18 protein-coding genes are annotated in these 18,462 nt (G+C 67.1%); 4 read left to right on the forward strand and 14 right to left on the reverse strand.

Translation table 11 applies throughout. The features are described from left to right. Positions 1 to 374: 374 nt before the first annotated feature. The 4 genes from AC1DIQ_RS13525 to AC1DIQ_RS13540 all read right to left on the reverse strand — a co-directional run bounded on the left by AC1DIQ_RS13525 (position 375) and on the right by AC1DIQ_RS13540 (position 4,962). Positions 375 to 1,685, reverse strand: a complete 1,311-nt coding sequence (locus AC1DIQ_RS13525; protein ID WP_121044514.1) for an ABC transporter permease — start codon at positions 1,683 to 1,685, stop codon at positions 375 to 377. 10 nt (positions 1,686 to 1,695) lie between these two features. Beyond that, positions 1,696 to 2,856 (reverse strand): ABC transporter permease, encoded by a 1,161-nt coding sequence (locus tag AC1DIQ_RS13530; RefSeq protein WP_282258582.1) that lies wholly within the window; start codon positions 2,854 to 2,856, stop codon positions 1,696 to 1,698. Between the two features lie 14 nt (positions 2,857 to 2,870). After that, positions 2,871 to 3,560, reverse strand: a complete 690-nt coding sequence (locus AC1DIQ_RS13535; protein ID WP_478050225.1) for an ABC transporter ATP-binding protein — start codon at positions 3,558 to 3,560, stop codon at positions 2,871 to 2,873. A gap of 166 nt (positions 3,561 to 3,726) precedes the next feature. After that, positions 3,727 to 4,962: an efflux RND transporter periplasmic adaptor subunit gene (locus AC1DIQ_RS13540; RefSeq protein WP_121044189.1), complete on the reverse strand. Its 1,236-nt coding sequence runs from the start codon at positions 4,960 to 4,962 to the stop codon at positions 3,727 to 3,729. A gap of 408 nt (positions 4,963 to 5,370) precedes the next feature. Between AC1DIQ_RS13540 and AC1DIQ_RS13545 the strand changes: the two genes are divergently transcribed. Both AC1DIQ_RS13545 and AC1DIQ_RS13550 read left to right on the forward strand, forming a co-directional pair. Next, on the forward strand, positions 5,371 to 6,606 hold the full coding sequence (locus tag AC1DIQ_RS13545; protein WP_478050226.1) for a sensor histidine kinase: 1,236 nt from the start codon (positions 5,371 to 5,373) through the stop codon (positions 6,604 to 6,606). Continuing rightward, complete coding sequence (locus AC1DIQ_RS13550) at positions 6,603 to 7,205, forward strand: response regulator transcription factor (protein ID WP_046274363.1); 603 nt, start codon at positions 6,603 to 6,605, stop codon at positions 7,203 to 7,205. Before AC1DIQ_RS13545 ends, AC1DIQ_RS13550 begins: the two co-directional genes overlap by 4 nt. Before the next feature lie 37 nt (positions 7,206 to 7,242). On the opposite strand, the gene AC1DIQ_RS13555 is transcribed toward AC1DIQ_RS13550, so the two are convergent. The 10 genes from AC1DIQ_RS13555 to AC1DIQ_RS13600 all read right to left on the reverse strand — a co-directional run bounded on the left by AC1DIQ_RS13555 (position 7,243) and on the right by AC1DIQ_RS13600 (position 15,924). Further along, positions 7,243 to 7,803 carry a cytochrome b gene (locus AC1DIQ_RS13555; protein WP_121044183.1) on the reverse strand — a complete coding sequence of 187 codons (561 nt, stop codon included), beginning with the start codon at positions 7,801 to 7,803 and terminating at the stop codon, positions 7,243 to 7,245. Continuing rightward, positions 7,800 to 8,912 (reverse strand): catalase family peroxidase, encoded by a 1,113-nt coding sequence (locus AC1DIQ_RS13560; protein WP_478050227.1) that lies wholly within the window; start codon positions 8,910 to 8,912, stop codon positions 7,800 to 7,802. Before AC1DIQ_RS13560 ends, AC1DIQ_RS13555 begins: the two co-directional genes overlap by 4 nt. Positions 8,913 to 9,079: 167 nt before the next feature. After that, complete coding sequence (locus tag AC1DIQ_RS13565) at positions 9,080 to 10,447, reverse strand: leucyl aminopeptidase family protein (protein ID WP_152152882.1); 1,368 nt, start codon at positions 10,445 to 10,447, stop codon at positions 9,080 to 9,082. A gap of 28 nt (positions 10,448 to 10,475) precedes the next feature. Further along, positions 10,476 to 11,186, reverse strand: a complete 711-nt coding sequence (locus tag AC1DIQ_RS13570) for an HAD family hydrolase (RefSeq protein WP_121044173.1) — start codon at positions 11,184 to 11,186, stop codon at positions 10,476 to 10,478. Positions 11,187 to 11,250: 64 nt separating this feature from the next. Further along, on the reverse strand, positions 11,251 to 11,727 hold the full coding sequence (locus AC1DIQ_RS13575) for a hypothetical protein (protein WP_282258598.1): 477 nt from the start codon (positions 11,725 to 11,727) through the stop codon (positions 11,251 to 11,253). A gap of 85 nt (positions 11,728 to 11,812) precedes the next feature. Continuing rightward, a complete protein-coding gene (locus AC1DIQ_RS13580; RefSeq protein ID WP_121044167.1) occupies positions 11,813 to 12,904 on the reverse strand; it encodes an AI-2E family transporter in 1,092 nt (363 codons plus the stop codon). 136 nt (positions 12,905 to 13,040) lie between these two features. Beyond that, positions 13,041 to 13,514: a protein sip-5 gene (locus tag AC1DIQ_RS13585; RefSeq protein WP_121044164.1), complete on the reverse strand. Its 474-nt coding sequence runs from the start codon at positions 13,512 to 13,514 to the stop codon at positions 13,041 to 13,043. After that, positions 13,511 to 14,011: a phage holin family protein gene (locus AC1DIQ_RS13590; RefSeq protein WP_193222801.1), complete on the reverse strand. Its 501-nt coding sequence runs from the start codon at positions 14,009 to 14,011 to the stop codon at positions 13,511 to 13,513. The genes AC1DIQ_RS13585 and AC1DIQ_RS13590 overlap by 4 nt, the downstream gene beginning before the upstream one ends. Before the next feature lie 8 nt (positions 14,012 to 14,019). Further along, a complete protein-coding gene (locus AC1DIQ_RS13595) occupies positions 14,020 to 14,385 on the reverse strand; it encodes a hypothetical protein (protein ID WP_121044161.1) in 366 nt (121 codons plus the stop codon). Positions 14,386 to 14,496: 111 nt separating this feature from the next. Further along, on the reverse strand, positions 14,497 to 15,924 hold the full coding sequence (locus AC1DIQ_RS13600; protein WP_121044158.1) for a Do family serine endopeptidase: 1,428 nt from the start codon (positions 15,922 to 15,924) through the stop codon (positions 14,497 to 14,499). Between the two features lie 555 nt (positions 15,925 to 16,479). On the opposite strand from AC1DIQ_RS13600, the gene AC1DIQ_RS13605 reads away from it, so the two are divergent. Beyond that, on the forward strand, positions 16,480 to 17,499 hold the full coding sequence (locus AC1DIQ_RS13605) for a histone (RefSeq protein WP_461770744.1): 1,020 nt from the start codon (positions 16,480 to 16,482) through the stop codon (positions 17,497 to 17,499). Between the two features lie 260 nt (positions 17,500 to 17,759). After that, on the forward strand, positions 17,760 to 18,455 hold the full coding sequence (locus tag AC1DIQ_RS13610; protein WP_478050228.1) for a hypothetical protein: 696 nt from the start codon (positions 17,760 to 17,762) through the stop codon (positions 18,453 to 18,455). Positions 18,456 to 18,462 lie beyond the last annotated feature (7 nt).

Genomic DNA, 18,462 nt, shown 5'->3' on the forward strand with positions numbered 1-18,462 from the left:
ACACACCACGACGTGGGGGGCGGGAGTCTAATGACTTTTCAAATTTTTTACTTTCATTTGAAAGCGTAAAAAGCGCTGTAAATGAACGATGGCTGACAAAACCACGCATTCAGACGAAACCTTTTTCACATCGTCGTGAGGTGCACACCAAACAGCACCCTCGCGTGGGGCCGAGGCAGCAATAGCGGCGAGGTGCGAAGCAACTTGAGTGGATACGACCTGCCGTCGCAGCCTGCGTACAGCTGCGCGCTCCACAGCTAAACGTGCAGTGAACACGCACGCATAAAAAAAGAACCGCACTCTTGCAAGTGCGGTTCCGAAGTTGCTATTTCGCGTGCGCGATCACGCGCAGGCGCGTTGTTCAAACGTATCGCTCAGGTCTCACGCAACGCCGTGGTGATCGGCAGCCGCGCTGCGCGCAGGGCCGGGAACAGGCCGCCGACCAGGCCGATGCCGAGCGCCCACTTCAAGCCTGTCCACAGCAGCTGCGGCGAGACCTGGAACTGGAACACCACCTGGCTGAAGTTGTTGCCCAGCGTGGAGACGGTGTAGTTGTTGAACACCAGCCACGCCACCAGCCCACCGAGCAGGCCGCCGAGCAGGGCCAGCAGCATCGTCTCCAGCATCACTGCGGTCACCACCGGCACGCCGCGGAAACCGATCGCCCGCATCGTTGCGATCTCACGCGCCCGTGTCGCCACGGCCGCATACATGGTGTTGAGTGCACCGAACACCGCGCCGATCGCCATGATCGCGCCGATCACCGTGCCCAGGATGCTGATCAGCTTGCTCAGGCCGCCGGACTGCTTGCGGTAGTAGTCGCGGGTGGTCTCCACATCCAGCTTCAGGCGCGGGTCGGCCTCCATGGCGTCCTTGAACTGCTTGAAGCCCGCCGCCCCTTCGGTGCGCACGTTGACCGACTGATACGCACTGCGGTTGTACGTGGTGGACAACGTCTGCGTGTCCGACCACAGCTCCGACTCATGCACGTCATTGGAGGCGAACACACCCACCACCGTCCATTCCTGCTTGCCCAGCTGCAGGGTCTTGCCAATCTCCAGGCCCTCGAACTGCGCCTGCGCGCCCTTGCCGACCACGATCTCGCGCAGGCCCGGCTTGAACCTGCGTCCCGCGATGATGCGCACGTTGTCGCGCACGGCCCATGCCTGCTCGCCGACGCCGCGGAACTGCACGTTGGTATCGCTGTGGTCGCTGCGCGAGAGCAGGCTGATCACCTGCGACAGCTCGGCGGAGATCAGCGGTTTGCCGTCGCTGCCGCGGGCCACGCCGGGCAGGTTCTCGATCAGCGGGACCTGGTCGCGCATGATCACCGAGTTGGTTTCCGCCTGCGAGCCGCCGCGCAGCACGATCGCCACGTCATCGCTGCCGCTGCGCTCCAGGGTGGCCTTGAAGCCATCGCCCATGGCCAGCATCGCCACCAGCACCCCGACCACGCCGGCGATGCCGACCACGATCACCGAGGAGGCACCCCAGCGCTGCGGCAGGCTGGCAATGCCGATCCGTGCAGCCGCCAGCGACAAGCGGCCACTGCGGGTCAGCACCAGCCACGCGGCCAGCAGCACCGCGATCGCCAACACCATCCACCACGGCAGCACGATCCACACCACCAGGGCGACCAGCAGCGCCACTACGGTCAATACGTTCCACATCCAGTGCGTTTTCATGGTGGTCTCCTCAGCGCCCCGCAAGTGCATCGACGATCTTCAACCGCTGCGCGCGCAATGCCGGCAGCAGGCCCACCACGATCCCGATCACCGCCATCAGGCACAGCGCCACCACCCACGTCTGCGCCGGCACGCCGGGCAGACTGATCATGCCCTGGCTGCTGGCGCTGATCACCGGCATCACGATCGAGGCCAGGCCCATGCCGATCAGCCCGCCGAGCACGATCAGCAGCACCGACTCGACCATCACCAGCACCAGTACGGTGCCATCCTTGAAGCCCAGCGTCTTGAGGATCGCCAGCTCCGGGACGCGCTCGCGCACGGCCTGGGCCATGGTGTTGCCGGTCAGCAGTACCAGGGTGAAGAACACCGCGGCCATGATCCCGGTGACGATCAGGCCGATATCGGCGAACTGCTTGGCGAAGGCCTGTGAGAACGAAGCCTCGGTCTGCGACTTGGTTTCGTGATCCGAATTCAGCGACAGCGCATCGATCGCCTGCGCCACGCGTGAGGCGTGGGCAGGGTTCTCCAGTTGCACGGTGTAGAAACTGACCTGGTTCTTGATGTAGTCGTTGGATTCATCGAAGTAGCTCCAGTGAAGCATCATCTGGTTCTCCGCACCGGCGTTGTTGCGGTCCTTGGCCCGGTAGATGCCGCTCAATTCCAGCGGCCAGTCGTTGCTGCCCTTGCGCGGGAAGATCGTGGCCTGCATCGGAATGGTGTCACCCACCTTCCAGCCGAAGCGCTTGGCCAGGGCTTCACCGACCAGTGCACCGGTGCGGGTGTTCTTGAATGCCTCGGCCTGCTCGGGCGGCAGCTCGAACTCCGGGTACAGGTCCATGTAGTTGTCCGAGACCGAGAAGCTCGGGAAGAAGTTCTTCTGGTCCTGGTAGATGCCGCCGAACCACATGGCATAGTTGACCTTGCGCACGCCCGGGGTGGCTTCGATATCGCGCAGCAGCCGCAGGGGCAGGCTCTGGGTGATCGAGAGCTTGGAGGAGACCACCAGCCGCTTGGCGCCTTCGATGGTGTCACCGCCGGAGTTGAACGCTACCCGGACCGAATCGAGCATGCCGAACAGCAGGAAAGCCGCCACCACCGACAACAACGTCAGCAGGGTGCGGGTCTTGCTGCGGAACAGCTGTGCCCAGACCAGCGAGAAATATTTCATCGCCGCATCCTCCGTCAGTGGGCCGCTGGCGCGTCGGCCAGTTCGCCCTTGTCCAGGTGCACCGTGTGGGTGGCGTACTCGGCGGCCTTGGGATCATGGGTGACCATGATGATGGTCTTGCCGTGTTCGCGGTTGAGCTGCTGCAGCAGCCCCAGGATCTCCTCGGCGGACTGGCGGTCCAGGTCACCGGTGGGCTCATCGCAGATCAGGAAGGTCGGGTCGGAAACGATCGCACGGGCAATCGCCACGCGCTGCTGCTGGCCACCGGAGAGTTCATTCGGGCGGTGGCTGCGGCGGTCGGCCAGGCCGACCAAGGTCAGCGCGATCTCGGCGTTGCGCTTGCGCTGCGCGGCGCCCAGGTGCGTGAGCAGCAGTGGCAGCTCCACGTTCTTCTGGGCGGTCAGCATCGGCATCAGGTTGTAGAACTGGAACACGAAGCCGACGTGGTGGCTGCGCCAGGTTGAGAGCTGGCCGCCGCTCATGCGGTCGATGCGCTCGTCTTCGATCTCGATCTCGCCGGCGGTGGGCGTATCCAACCCACCGATCAGATTCAGCAGGGTCGTCTTGCCCGAGCCGGACGGGCCCATCAACGCGACGAAATCGCCGGCCTGGATGTCCAGGTCGATGCCGTGCAGCACCTGCACTTTCTCGGGGCCGCGCTGGTAGGTCTTGGTGATGTTGCGGAGCGAAACCAGGGTGGACATGGGTGGTTCTCCGTGGATCGGGAAGAAAGGGCATCCGGCGCGTCCGGGCGAGGACCGCCGGGTTCCACAGTGACGGGCAGCCGCCACCGTGCGCGCCGTGACGGCACGAGGGAATCGCACTTGCCGCGAGCGTGAGAGTGGCTCGCGTGATGCAGCTGCTGATCCGTCAGGGGGTTTCGGTGACCTTGCTGCCGTCGTGCAGCTCGGCCGGTGGTGTGGTCACCACGACCTCGCCGGCGCTCAGGCCCCGGGTGACCTGGCGGTCGTTGTTGAGCGTGGTGCCCACGGTGATCGCGCGCTGTTCCACCCGCGCGTCATCCTTGACCACGAAGGCGACCGTCTTCTGCTCGCGCTCCACGATCGCCGAGGCCGGGACGCGCACGCCCTGCGGTTTGGCGGCTTCGGCAGGCTGGGCGCTCTCCAGGAAGCTGACCCGCACGCCCATCTCGGGAACGATGCGTGGGTCCTTTGTCTTCAGCGCCACGCGCACTTTCACGGTGGCCTTGCCGCGGTCGGCGGTGGGGATGATCGCGATCACCTCGGCCGGAATTTTCCAGTCCGGGTAGGCATTGAGCGTGGCTTCGACCGGCATCTTCGGCTGCACGCGGCCGATGAAGGATTCGCCGACCTCGACTTCGATCTCCAGCGAATCCATGTCCACGATGGTGCCGATGCCGGTGCGGGTGAAGCCGCCGCCCGCCGACAGCGGCGAGACGATCTCGCCCGGCTGGGCAGCCTTGGCGGTGACCACGCCGGAGAACGGCGCGCGCACGATGTTGTTGTCCACGCCGAGGTCGGCGATCGCCAGCGAATCGCTGGCCACGGTGGTGTTGCGCTGGGCGGTTCTGAGCTGGGCGCGGAGGTTGTCGCGCTGGGCGATGGCCAGGTCGTACTGCGAGCGCGAGACCAGCTGCTGGCCAACCAGTGCCTGCAGGCGGCCCGCTTCGGCGTCGGCCTGGGCCACCTGGGCCTGCAGCCCGGCCAACTGGCTGCGTGCGGCTTCAAGCTGCGAGGCGGAGAGGCTGCGCTGGGCGTTGGCATCGATCGGGTCGAGTGTGGCCATCACCTGGCCCTCTTCCACGCGCATGCCTTCCTCGATCATCACCTCCCGGACCTTGCCGGTGATCTTGGCCGAGACGGTGGCCATGCGCCGGGCGACCACGTAGCCGCTGGCGTCGAGCACCGAGCTGCTGGCGCCGCCCTGCTGGATCGCCACCACGGGCGCGGTGGTCACAGCGATCGGGCGCTCGCGGCCGAGCACGAACCAGGCCAGGCCGGCCAGCACAATGAGAAGGACGATCGCCAGCACGATCCAGCGGCCACGTCGCGAGGGCGACGGGGGCGGCGAACCGGCCTTGCGGTCGATGCGGAGTTCCTTGAGCAGTTCAGCGGATGCGTTCATCGTGAGTCTGGACGGGGAATCGGGCCGAGTGTGACCGCATCGGCGGCCGAGGGGCAAACCGGCACGGTGGCCGGGGTGGTGCACAGCATGCCCGGCAGCCTGCGGCGCCGGCAGTGACAGCTGTCACCCGCATGGGCTGACGACGGCCACTGCGGTGGGCCGCGCCGATGACGGACGCTGTGGCTGTCCTCTTCGGGAGTCCGCCATGACTGAATCCACTGCCTCGTCACTGGCCTGCCTTCGCTGGCACCGCTGTGGCCGACCTGGCACCTGGCCCAGCTGGCATTGCCGGCGGTCGGCCAGCCGGCGCAGGGCAGTGCTTGGGTGCATGTGGCCGTGCTGCTCTGCATTACCGTCATGGCGCTTGGGCTGGCACGGCGCCGCCTGCGGCGGATCGGCTGAAGTGGCATGATCGCGCCTGTTCGTTCTGCCCTGGAATCGTCCGTGTCCTTCAGTCGGCTCGCCTCCCTGTTGCGCCCTGCGCCGGATTCGGCCGTGGCCGAGAACCTGCGGCGCGGCAGATCGCCGTGGGTCGATGCGATCCACCTGCTGTGGACGCTGTGGGTGTTCCTGACGCCATTGTTCGGCGGTGGCTACACGTGGCGCTGGGCGGCGCTGACCCTGCTGACCTACCCTGTGTTCCTGGTCCTCTACGCCGGGGTGCTGCTCGCACCGCGTTGCCACGCACCGCGCTATGCGCTGTCGATGGTGGTGCTGGGGCTGGTGCCGCTGGCGTGGTACCCCTCGGCGGTGAGCTACTTCATTTTCGGCTGTGTCACCCTGCGCGTCTCGCGCCGCAGTGGCTACGGGCGCTATCTGCTGCAGCTGGTGGGCTTGAACGCGTTGTTCGTGGTGGTGGGTCTGTTGGCCCACTATCCGTGGCAGGCGCTGATCTGGATCCCGAGCATGGCAATGATCATCAGCCTGGTGGTCAATTTCGAAACCGCGAGCCATGAACAGGATGCAGCGCTGCAGCTGTCCCAGGATGAAGTGCGCCGGCTGGCGGCGACTGCCGAACGCGAGCGCATCGGCCGCGATCTGCACGATCTGCTGGGGCATACGCTGTCCTTGATCACCTTGAAGCTGGAGCTCTCGCGCAAGCTGGCCGACCGCGATCCGGTGGGCTCGCGCCGCGAAGTGGACGAGGCTGAAACGATCGCGCGGCAGGCGCTGGCCGAAGTGCGCAGCGCGGTGACCGGTATCCGCGCCAGCGATCTGGCCGCCGAACTGGCTTCGGCCCGATTGCTGCTGGAGTACCAGCATGTGCATCTGCACTACGCGCCGCCGCCGCCGATGCCGGTCGATACCGAGCGTGCGCTGTCGCTGGTGCTGCGCGAGGCGGTGACGAATGTCGCCCGCCATGCGCAGGCGCGGCAGGCGTGGATCACCTTCGAACAGGACGGGCGCAGTCTGTTGATGCAGATCCGTGATGACGGGCGCGGCGGCGTCCACGTTGATGGGAACGGGCTGACCGGGATGCGCGAACGCGTCGCTGCACTGCGTGGCACCCTGGCGGTGCAGTCGGCAAAAGGGGAGGGCACCTGCGTGACGGTGCGGGTCACCTTGCCGGCCGCGACCACCGCCGTGGTGGCGCCGGTGGAGATGCCGACCGCGCCGTCGCTGCCTGCCGGGGGCGCATCATGATCCGCATCGTGCTCGCCGAAGACCAGGCGATGGTGCGTGGCGCCTTGTCCGCGCTGCTCGGGCTGGAGCCGGACATCGAGGTGCTCGGCAGTGCGGCCGACGGCGAGGCCGCGTGGCGGATGCTGCAGCAGCTCAAACCGGACATCCTGGTCACCGACATCGAAATGCCTGGGCTGTCCGGGCTGGAGCTGGCGCAGCGGATCGCCCGCCAGGGGCTGCCGATCAAGGTGGTGATCGTCACCACCTTCGCGCGTTCGGGTTTCCTGCGCCGCGCGCTGGATGCCGGCGTCTGCGGCTACCTGCTCAAGGACGCCCCGGCCGAGCGCCTGGCCGATGCGCTGCGCCAGGTGCAGCACGGCGGCCGCGCGATCGACCCGCAGCTGGCATTGGATGCATGGTCGCAGGCCGATCCACTCAACGACCGCGAGCGTCAGGTGCTGCGCCTGTCCGGCGACGGCCGCTCGGCCAGCGAGATCGCCACCCAGCTCGGCCTCTCGCACGGCACGGTGCGCAACTACCTGTCCGAGTGCATCGGCAAGCTCGGCGTCGCCAACCGCATCGAAGCGTATCGGCTGGCGCGGCAGAAAGGCTGGCTGTAACGCGGTCGGTGGCTACCAGGATGCCAGGCAGCCTGATTTATCCGGCATCATCGTTGCGCTCTTTCTCCGGCCCCTTCGCCATCGCCTGGAACACGCCATCGCGGCGCACCCACAGGTGGAACAGCGCCGCTGACAGGTGCATCACCACCGTGGCGAACAGCACATAGGCGAGCAGGCTGTGTGCGTTGCGCAGGGCGGCGTACAGCGCCGGGTTGTGTGGCAGGATCGCCGGCAGGTGGACGCCTCCTCCCATCACGATCGGGTAGCCGCCGGCAGAGAGCATGCCCCAGCCGACCAGCGGCATCGCCAGCATCAGTCCGTACAGCACCCAGTGCGAGGCATGCGCGGCCGCGGCCTGCCAGGCGGGCAGATCGGCTGGCAGCGGCGGTGGGCGATGCCGCAGGCGGTTGTACAGGCGCACCAGCACCAGCAGCAGGATCGCGATGCCGAGTGGTCGATGCAGATCGATCAGCATCGGCCGCCAGTGCAGCGAAGCGACCATGGTCACACCGACGAACAGCATGGTCAGGATCATCGCCGCCATCAGCCAGTGCAGGACGCGTGCGAGGAGATTGAAATGGCCGGCATCACGGTTCATCGCGCACCTTCCTTGCCCGTCGCAACGGGTGCTTTGCCGCTGGCGATTTCGCGCTCGCGGCGATTGAACGATTGCGAATACACCGCCGAGCGTGCGGCCAGGATGGGATCATCCGTGCCCGCTACACCACTGGGCAGGATCAGCGGATCGTAATTGAGATCGCGGCACGCGCCGGTGGCCTGCGGCTGCATGCTGCTCAGGGTGAGTGTGCCGGCCTTCACCTGGCGGCGGTCCTCCGGCCAGACCTGCGAGGGATCATTGACCGGGTCGCCATCATTGGCGAGGGTCACCCACATATCCCAGCGCACCGGGCCCTGCGCCAGCCGCTGCGCGAACTCCTCACTGAGGAGATCATCGTCGGACTGCGCGCGCTGCTCCGGCGTCATGTCCTCGAAGGGCGCCTGCGGGCGCATGCTCCAGCGCACGAAGCGGTGGCTGCCATCGGTGGCGGTGAAGCGGAAACTGTTGACGCCGTTGTAGGTGGTGTTGGCCCAGCTGTTCGACCACGGGGCGGTCTTGGCCCACTGCTGGAAGGCACGCGCGGAGGGGTACTTCTCCAGCACGGCGGCCATCTTTGCCGGGTCCGGTTTACCGGTGGCCGGGTCCGGGATGCCGGCGCGGGTCTGTTCCAGGAAGGCCTCGGCAGTGGGCACCGCGAAGAACGGGAAGCTGTTCATCGCCATGCGCCATTCCTGGCCGTCGTCGCTGACCAGCTGCAGCGCCATGCTGCGCACGCGGGCCTTGTTGTCGGCGCCATGCGGGTCACCGCCGCCGATCGAGAGGCGGCCCAGTACCGGTACCTGGCGCTGGCGGAACACGCGTGCCGAACTCAGCGCCGCGCCCTCCGGTGTGCCCTGGAACACGCCGCTGACGCAGACACCTTTGGTATGCGCGCGGCGGAAGCCGGGCTGCGGGGGGCCGGTCGCCTCGATGGCATCGGTGAAGGTCTGCGCGGTGACGCGGTCGCGGCCGATCCAGCCGGCCAGCCAGGCAAAGGCCAGCACCAGGCCGCCGGCGATCAGGGCGATCAGGGCGATCCACAGCAACGGTGAGGGAGGGCGTGGGGCGCCCGGTTCGCGACCAGCGCGGGTATAGCCGAAGAGCGACATGTCCGGATTCCTGCCTTCACGATGCGTGTGGGTGGGCGACAGGAGCATGGTGTCAGAACCCGGCGCAGGCCGATATTCACATTTTCGACAACGTTTCAAAAACGACGATCCCCGCCGGGGCGGGGATCGTGTGGTTCAGCGCGTGCCGGGCATCACCCGGCCGTGCTTCAGGCGTAGCGCGTCTTGAGCATCGCCCACGCCGAACGCAGCGCCAGCGCCTCGCCACCGGCCGGGCGGCCCGGGCGTTCGCCGTCGTTCCAAGCGTATACATCCAGGTGCGCCCAGGTCTGGCCTTCCGCGATGAAGCGCTCCAGGTACAGCGCGGCGGTGACCGAGCCGGCCATGCGCGAACCGGCATTGGCCAGATCCGCGATGTTGCTGTGCAGGTAGCGCAGGTACGGGCGCCACAGCGGCATGCGCCAGACCGGATCGCGCACCGATTCACCGGCCTGCAGCCACTGCTGGGCCAGGGTGTCGTCGTTGCTGAAGAGCGCCGGCAGATCCGGGCCGAGCGCGATGCGGGCCGCGCCGGTCAGGGTGGCGAAATCGAGCACGATCTCCGGCTGCTGCTCGCTGGCATAGGTCAGTGCATCGGCGAGGATCACGCGCCCTTCGGCGTCGGTGTTGTCGATCTCGATGCTCAGGCCCTTGCGGGTGGCGATCACTTCGCCCGGGCGGAACGCATCCGGACCGATCGCGTTTTCCACCGCCGGGATCAGCAGGGTCAGCTGCACCGGCAACTGCTGGGCCATGATCAGGCCGGCCAGGCCCAGTGCGTGCGCGGCGCCGCCCATGTCCTTTTTCATGTTGCGCATGCCGTCGCCCGGCTTGATGTCCAGCCCGCCGGTATCGAAGCACACGCCCTTGCCGACCAGCGCCACATGCGGCTGGCCCGGGTTGCCCCAGCGCAGCACGATCAGGCGCGGCGCGCGATGCGAGGCGCGGCCCACCGCGTGGATGGACGGGAAGTTCTGCTCCAGCAACGCATCGCCGGTGATCACCTCGATCTGCGCACCATGCGCGGTGGCCAGCTCGCGCGCGGCGTCTTCGAGCTGCTGCGGCCCCATGTCTTCGGTCGGGGTGTTGACCCAGTCGCGCACGCGCAGGCTGGCGGCGATCACGTCGCGCACTTCAGCCGAGGGCGTGGCGGCCAGCTGGGCCGGCGCGCGGTTCGGTTTGCGATACCGCGCGAAGCGGTAGCTGCCCAGGCCCCAGCCGAGCTGCAGCAGGGTCTCGATCTCCGGTGCCAGTGCATCCGCCAGCGTCCAGACGGTGCCTTCGGGCAGCGCGAACGGCGCATGCGCGTAGCTGTAGACATCCCCCGGGTCGCCCACACCGACGATGGCGCCGGCCAGGCCGTGTTCGCCCGGCAGCAGCACCACGCTGCCACCGCTGCCGTTGAACCGCTGCGCATCCAGCCACGCGCCGAGCGCGTCGGATTGCTGCGCACGCCAGCCGGCGTACTGCTCGCGGGTCATCACGTGCAGCGGCAGGGCGTTGCGCGTCTCGGAAGTGAAACCGTTGATCTGGGACATGGGACTCGAGTGCTCCTTGGGCGGCGGCTTACGCGTGCTGGGCGGATGCGTTCGCATCCAGCCAGTCGGCCAACCCGGTCAGGGTGTCGAACTGCAGATCGGGCTGCAGTGAAGGGTGGGTCCAGGTGTGTTCTTCGCGGTTGATCCAGCAGCCGCGCAGGCCGGCCTGCATCGCACCGACCACGTCCATCTCGGCGTGGTCGCCGACGTGCAGTACCTGGGCAGGTGCGATGCCGAGGCGATCGCAGGCGGCGTGGAAAATGCTGGCGGCCGGCTTGGCCGCACCGTGCTCGCGCGAGCCGAGCTGGAAGGTGAAGTGGTGGGACACGCCAATCCGCTGCAGATCGGCATTGCCGTTGCTGAGCGCGGCGACCGGCACGCGCGCGGCGATCCGGGCCAGTGCGTCCATCGCATCCGGGTAGAACTCCACCTGGTTGCGCGCGGCGTAGAACGCCTCGTAGGCCGGTTCCAGCAGCGCCGGATCGGCGCCGCTTTTGTCCAGCGCCTCGCTCAGCGTCAACCGGCGCAGCGCGCTCAGGTCGTAGTGCAGGTGCGGGTTGTCATGGAAGGAGCGCTCGCGCAGTTCGCGCATCGCCGCCACCGGATACATCGCGGCGGTGGCGGGGCTGTGCTGGAGCATCCACTCGTACAACACCTGGTCGATGCGGGCGCCGATGGGGGCGAACGGCCACAAGGTGTCGTCGAGGTCGAGGGTGATGGCTTGGACTGGGAAATTCACCCCGCCATTCTACGCCTGCGCGCGCGGGCTTTCATGGCGCGCGCAGGCGCCGAGGTGAGGTGCTTCAGCGCAGGTCGTAGGAGCAGGCGATGGATGCCTGGCCCTCGTCCTGCCGCACGCTCAGGTCGTGGCGGCCCACTTCCAGCGTGTAGTCGCCGGCTTCATTGCGCGGAATCTTCGCCAGCGCTGCGATCTGGTCGATACCGGCCGTGCTGAAGTAGGCGGTATAGCTGTCGATGCTGTCCTCGCCGCTGGCGCCGTCGTACAGGTGCAGGCGGTTCACCGGCTGGCCCAGCACGAGCAATGGTTTGGTCAGCGCATACTCGCCATCGGACAGTTCGCCGTACGCCTGCAGCTCGGTCGGCTTGAGCACCTTTGCCAGCGCGGCGAACTGCGCAGGCGTCAGGTGACGCTTGCAGGTGACCGCCTCGATCAGCTGGCGGCTGGCCACCTCGGCGCTGGGTGGGGGAGCGGCCAACGTCGGGGCAGCAAGGGTGACAAGGCCGGCGAGGGCGAGGCAACGGACAGCGAGGGAAGACATCAGGGCCGGGATCCATCCGAAAAGGTGCCGGTATTCTGGCAGCACCGGGGATCGCGCGCCCAGCCGTATCCTTGCCCTGAACCGCTTATTCCAGCAGCTTGGCCCAGCCCTGGGTGCCATCCAGCCGCGCCAGCACCAGCTTGATGCAGACCAGCAGCGGCACCGCCAGAAGCAGGCCGATCATGCCCCACAGCCAGCCGAACACCATCAGCGCCAGGATCAGGATCAGCGGTGAGATCGCCATCCGGCGGCCGAGCACGATCGGCGTCACCACCTGGCCTTCGACGGTATGCAGGGCGAGATAGCACGCGGCCGGCAGCAGCGCCTGGAACGGATCACTGAACTCCACGAAGCCCATCAGCAGCATCAGCGCCACGCCGATCAGCGGTCCCACATACGGCGCGAAGTTCAGCAGCGCCGCCACGGTGCCCCACAGCAGCGCCTCCTGCAGCGAGATGCCGAGCAGCAGCAGGATGCCGGCGAACACCAGGCCGACCAGCGTGTTGATCACGGTGATGGTCAGCACATAGCGGGACACCTCGCGTTCGATCGAACGCAGGATGTCGGTCGTGAACCGTTGCTGCTGGCGGCTGGGGAACAGGGCGATGGCGTGCTTCTGCAGGCTCTGCCCGTAAATCATGAAGAACAGGGTCAACAGCACCACCGCCAGCACCGAAGCAGCCAACCGTGGTGCACGGGTCAGGACCTTGTACGGATCATCCATCTGGGTGCGCACGATCTGCACCCGGCGGCTGCCTTCGCCACCGGCCACCCGCGCGAAGTTCTCGGCGGCCTGGTTGGCCTGCTGCACCGGCTTGGTCAGGTTCTGTACCTGGCGGGCGACCTTGCGCAGCTGCTGCGGTGCCTCCTGGGCCCACTCCATCGCCGGGCCCACCAACTGCACGCCCAGTGCGGCAGCGCCGCTCAGGCCCACGCCAAGCACCAGCACCGCACCGAGGAAACGGGGGATCCAGATCTTCTGCAGCACCCGCAGGATCGGGTTGCCGACCAGCGCGAAGAACATCGCCAGCAGGATCGGCAGCACCACGTCCTGCGCCGCCCACAGGGTAAAGGCCACCGCCAGGGTGGCCAGGATCACCAGCGACATCGGCGCGCGTGGCCGGGGCGGGGAAGGTGCGACAGCGGCTTCAGCGGAAGGGGATACCGGAACGCTCATGCAGGTCGCACACTGGAAAGGAGCGTCATTATTGGGCAAGCCGGGTGCGCATGGCGTGTGGGGGGCGTGCAGACGAAGAAAGGCCCCGCGACGGGTATCGCAGGGCCTTTGGATAGTGCGTCCGAGCGCGGTGCGATCAGCGTTCGGACAGGTCCGTGGCGGCTTCCGCCGGTTGCGGCTGATGCGGCGAGGCCGGATCGGCACGCCGTTCCGGAGTGAGCCGTGGCGCGGCTGCTGCCGGAGCCCGAGCCGCCTGACGCGGCGCCTGATCGGTGGCGTCATCCACCTTGTCGGCCGCCTGCTCGGCGGTGTCAGCCGCTTCGCTGGCCTGCATCGAGGCGAACGCGGCCTGGGTACTGGCCACCAGATTGGAGACCGAGCCGATCATCTGCAGCCAACGCGCGCCCTGCACTTTCGCGCCGAGCCCGGTCGGCTCCAGCTTGCCGGCCAGGAAGCCGCCGGCGAGACCGACGGTGATGATGCGCAGCGGTGTCCATCCGGTACGCCAGACGGTGCTGAGGGTGGACCAGCTGCTGCGGGTTTTTTCGACCCGCACCGCCACCACCAGCTCGGCACGCTGGACGCGTTGCCGCAAGGCTTCGAAGTTCATCGCTTCACCCCCGTGGTATCCACGTCGGCATCGGGATCTTCATCGCTCGGTTCGTCATACAGGCCCAGCCGCGACAACTGGCGGCGGGTGGCATGCATGCCGGTATGGCGGAAGAAGAACGAGACCCGCCACATCGCGTAACCGGTGACGAGCAGGCTGACGATCGACGTGATCAGCAGCGAATGGAACCAGGACAGGCCCCATCGCTGCATCAGGGCGATCAGCGTACCGGCCAGCAACAACCAGGCCGACGCGCCGAATACGATCGCCACGCCGGCCCAGGCCAGTGCCCGGCCAAACGCGCTGCGCGCCAATGCGAAGTCGGCCGAGGCCAACCGTCGCAGGGAGCGCAGCGTGTGCTTGGCCGAATCCACCGTCTCGCGACCGGCCTCACCCACCTGGCGGATGCTCTCGTCCAGGCGGGGTGCTTTTTCACCGCTGTCCGGTGGCGGGGTATCCGCGCCACCGGGGGCGGGCGACTGGGCTTGATCGCTCACGCCGCTGCTTACTTGTCGCCGCCGCTGCGGGCCAGCTTGGCGATGATCCAGCCGGCGGCGAAGGCGACGCCGAAGGAGGCCAGCGGACGCTCACGGATCAGTTCGGCGGCGCTGTCGACCAGGTCCTTGCCCTTGTCCATCAGTGCATCGACCTGTTCCTTGGCAGCGGCACCACCGAACTCGGCCGCGGCCAGACCGGACAGCGCGGTATCGGACAGCTCGGCCTTGACGTTGGCCTTGCCGAGGCGCAGCTCATCACCGGCAGCGCCGGTGGCGCCCTTGATCGCACCGCCGGCAGCGGTGGCCGCCGACTTCAGGTGCGAGCCGGCTTCGCCCAGGTGTTCCTTCAGGTTCTCGGTATTGGTGGGGCTCATCGTGTATCTCCTGCTATGCGATGGGGAAGGTGACCGCGGACGATCCGACGGCAACGAACACAAGGTAATAGCATCGGCCGGGTGTAAGCGACGTTACGGCTGACGCCGCGTTCAGCGCATCACCAGCTGGCCGCCGCCATTTCCCCGGATGATCCTGAGCACCAGCTGCGCCGGGCGCTGCTGGAAGTTGGCGCGCCAGCTGGCGAGGTCGGCAAACTCACCTGCCGTTGCCGCGGTGATCACGTCGCCCTGCGCAAGCCCGGAGGCTGCCGCGCGGCTGCCGCGTTTGACGTCACTGACCAACACCCCGCTGACACCGGCCTGGCGCAGCGACTCGGGCAGATCGACGAAGGTGGCCCCGCCCAAGCGCGGATCGAGCGACTCGCCGGTGACCGCGCGTGCCTGTTCTTTCAGCGTGGCCTTGATCTGCAGCGGCTTGCCCTCACGGCGCACGTCCAGGGTCAGCGTGCTGCCGACCGGTTGCAGGCCTTCCACGTTGTGCAGCGCCTGGGCACTGTCCACGCGCTGGCCGTTGGCCGACACCACCACATCGCCCGGCTTGAGTCCGGCGGCCGCGGCACTGGACCCGGCCAGCACGCGGGTCACCAGCGCGCCCCGCGTCTCGGTCAGGCCCAGGCCCTGCGCGATCTGCTGGGTCAGGTTCTGCGCCTCGATGCCGAGCGTGCCACGCACCACCACGCCGTGTTTGACCAGCTGGTCGACCACATCGCGCGCCAGGTTGGAGGGGATCGCCAGGCCCAGGCCGATGTTGCCGGCCATGCTGCCCTGCGGATTGAAACTGGCGGTATTGATGCCGACCAGTTGCCCCTGCAGGTTGACCAGCGCACCGCCGGAATTGCCCGGGTTGATCGAGGCATCGGTCTGGATGAAGTTCTGGTAGCCCAGCCCGCGGATGCCGCTGCGGCCCACCGCAGAGACGATGCCGGAGGTGACCGTCTGGCTGAAACCGAAGGGGTTGCCGATCGCCACCACGAAGTCGCCCACGCGCAGCTGGGCGCTGTCGCCGAGCTTGATCTCGGTCAGGTTGCCGGTCGGAATGCGGATCAACGCGACATCGGTATCGGCATCGGAGCCGATGAATTCAGCCTTCACCGTGCGCCCGTCGGCCAGGGTCACCTGCACGTCGTCGGCGTTGTCGATGACGTGATGGTTGGTCAGCACCAGGCCCTCGGCGGCATCGATGATGACGCCCGAGCCCAGTGATTCGTTGATGCGTTCCTGCGGCACTTCCGGGAACAGCCGGCGGAAGAACGGGTCGTTGAAATAGGGGTTGCGCACGCGCACCACCTGCTTGGTGTTGACGCTGACGACTGCCGGCATCACCCGCTCCAGCATCGGCGCCAGCGAGGGCACCGCCTGGCCGGCGATCGCTGCGGGCAGCGCGGCCGTGGTTGGAATCGTGTACGCGGCCGGCGCCGCTTCGGCACGGTTGTCCAGGTGCGCGTTGATGGCCGTGGCGGTGAACCCGCCGAAGGCAGCGGCGAGGGCGAGCGTGAGCAGGGTCGGGAGCGGTCGCATGGTCCGGCGGTTCCGTGTCGGAGGGGACGGGGCAGGGGAAACACGTATACGGTAATTCAACCTGAATGAGTGTGTCCGCAATCGGCTAAACCTTGGATGAAATTCGCCGCGTCGTCGGCCTTGCGGTGACGTTGCCTGGGCACGGATGGCGGGGCCGATATGGGCCGGTGGCGAGGTGCGAAGGAGGGCGGTGTGGTGTGCCTGGCAACGTCCAGGCGCACCCGGGTCATGCACCTGCAAGGCGCATCCGCGTCATCGAAACCAGCGCAAATGCCGGGTGCGAGGGCAGGGAATGGATCAAGTGCGACGATCAATCATGGGCTCATTGAATGCAGCCGACATGCGCATCGAGACACATCGCGTGCGCCACGCGCTGGAGCGCCGATGCTGTTTTCAAGGGGTTTCGTGCAAGTGGTTGGTGCGTTGCTTGCTGCCGACGATGGGGGTGCTACTGTCGGCGTGGCACGAGCATCGCATCAAGACCGTTCCACGATGGACCGCGCCGGTATAGCATCGCCAGCGATTTGACTAACCAGGCCCCTTAGGAGGCACTCAATGAGCAACGGTAATGGTGTGACCACGGTTCTCTCGCAGACCGTCGAAGATGCAAAAGAAACCGCCACCAACGTCGGCGAGACCATCGCACACGTTGCGGAAGATGCCGTCGCTTCGGTCAAGAAGACCGCCAAGCGCGCCCGCAAGGCGGCCACCACCCAGGTCGCCAAGGTCAAGAAGGCCGTGACCAAGGTCGAGAAGACCGTCGCCAAGAAGGCTGACAAGGCGGCCAAGTCGGTCGGCAAGACCCTGGCCACCGCCAAGCAGAAGCTGGAAGCGGCCAAGAAGAACGCCAAGGCCGAAGCCACTGCCATCAAGAAGCAGGTCGCCAAGAAGAAGGCCGCCGCTGAAAAGGCCGTGACCAAGACCACCAAGGCTGCCGGCAAGAAGGCCACGACCGCCAAGAAGGCCGTGACCAAGAAGGCGGCTGCTGCCAAGAAGACCGTGACCAAGAAGGTTGCCACTGCCAAGAAGGCTGTCGCCAAGAAGACCGCGACCGCCAAGAAGGCCGTGACCAAGAAGACCGCTGCCGCCAAGAAGACCGTCGGCAAGAAGGTCGCCGCTGCCAAGACCGCTGTTGCCAGGAAGTCGGCGACCGCCAAGAAGGCCGTGACCAAGAAGACCGCAGCGGCCAAGAAGGTGGCCGGCAAGAAGACCGCCGTCGCCAAGAAGACCGTCGGCAAGAAGGTCGCCACCGCCAAGAAGGCTGTGGCCAAGAAGTCGGCGACCGCCAAGAAGGCGGTGACCAAGAAGACCGCGACCGCCAAGAAGGTGGCCGGCAAGAAGACCGCCGTCGCCCGCAAGTCGGTTGGCAAGAAGGTCGCCACCGCCAAGAAGGCCGTGACCAAGAAGACCGCGGCCGCCAAGAAGACCGTCGGCAAGAAGGTCGCTACCGCCAAGAAGGCTGTGGCCAAGAAGGCCCCGGCGAAGAAGGCTCCGGCCCGCAAGGCCGCCCCGGCCAAGCGTGCTGCTGCCAAGCCGGTTGCCCGCAAGGCGCCGGCCAAGCGCGCGCGCAAGTAAGTAAGTTGTAACGTGCTGCTCCTGCCTGAGGGCGGGAGCGGCATGGTGGGAACGGCCTGTCCCCGTCCCCGGTCATTTGCCCGTCCCGGGTCATTTCGGCATCCCCGGTCGAGCGCATCGCGTCACTGTGCGATCAGGCTCCCGGATCATGCCCCCACTGTTCCGCTTCCCTCGGCTCCTGCGCCCAGCCGGAGCATGCTTGACGGTGCCTCCCTGCGTCTGTTGCTAACCTGACCGGCACACGTTCACGGGAAGATGCAATGCGCGGTCTCGACTTCAGCTCCTGGCAGGCCATGCTCTCCACCCTGGTCGGGTTGGCGATCATTACGTTGATCGGCGTCGGCATCCGGCTCCTGGTCATGCAGACCATGCAGCAGCGTCGCGAGCGCGAGAATCGTCAGATCAACGAGCGTCTGCGTACGCTGATCGCCGCTTACAAGGTCCTTGGCGGCTCATTCACCGGCACGCTCGATGTCGATCCACGCCATCGCCGGGATTTCCGCGCGCTGCCCGACGGCAGCGAAGACGGCGATGCGCTGCACCTGCCGGCGGAGGCCGAGAACGGTGGCGAGCGTGCGCGGCGGATCCGTGATGCGGTGGAAGCGGCCCTGTCGGACATCGTCCTGCTGGGCACCGACGAGCAGGTGCGCCTGGCCGCCCACGCCGCCAACGAGATGGCCCAGGGTCGCCTCGTTCCCACGGCCGAGCTGGTGGTGTCGCTGCGTGACTTCATCCGTCAGGCGCTGGACCTGGATCCGATTCCAACCACGGTCACCATCCCGCGCCAGGGTCCCGCACGGCCCTCGGCCGGTGCGAAGGGCAAGGGCGATGCGGGTGACAAGGGCGGCGGCAAAGGCGGCGGAGGGATGGGCGGTGGAGGCGGTGGTGGTATGGGAGGAATGGGCGGTGCTGGCATGGGAGGTGGAGCGGACGATACTGCCGACGCTCATCGCTGAGCGGCCC

Source organism: Stenotrophomonas sp. 05L413, assembly GCF_056397945.1.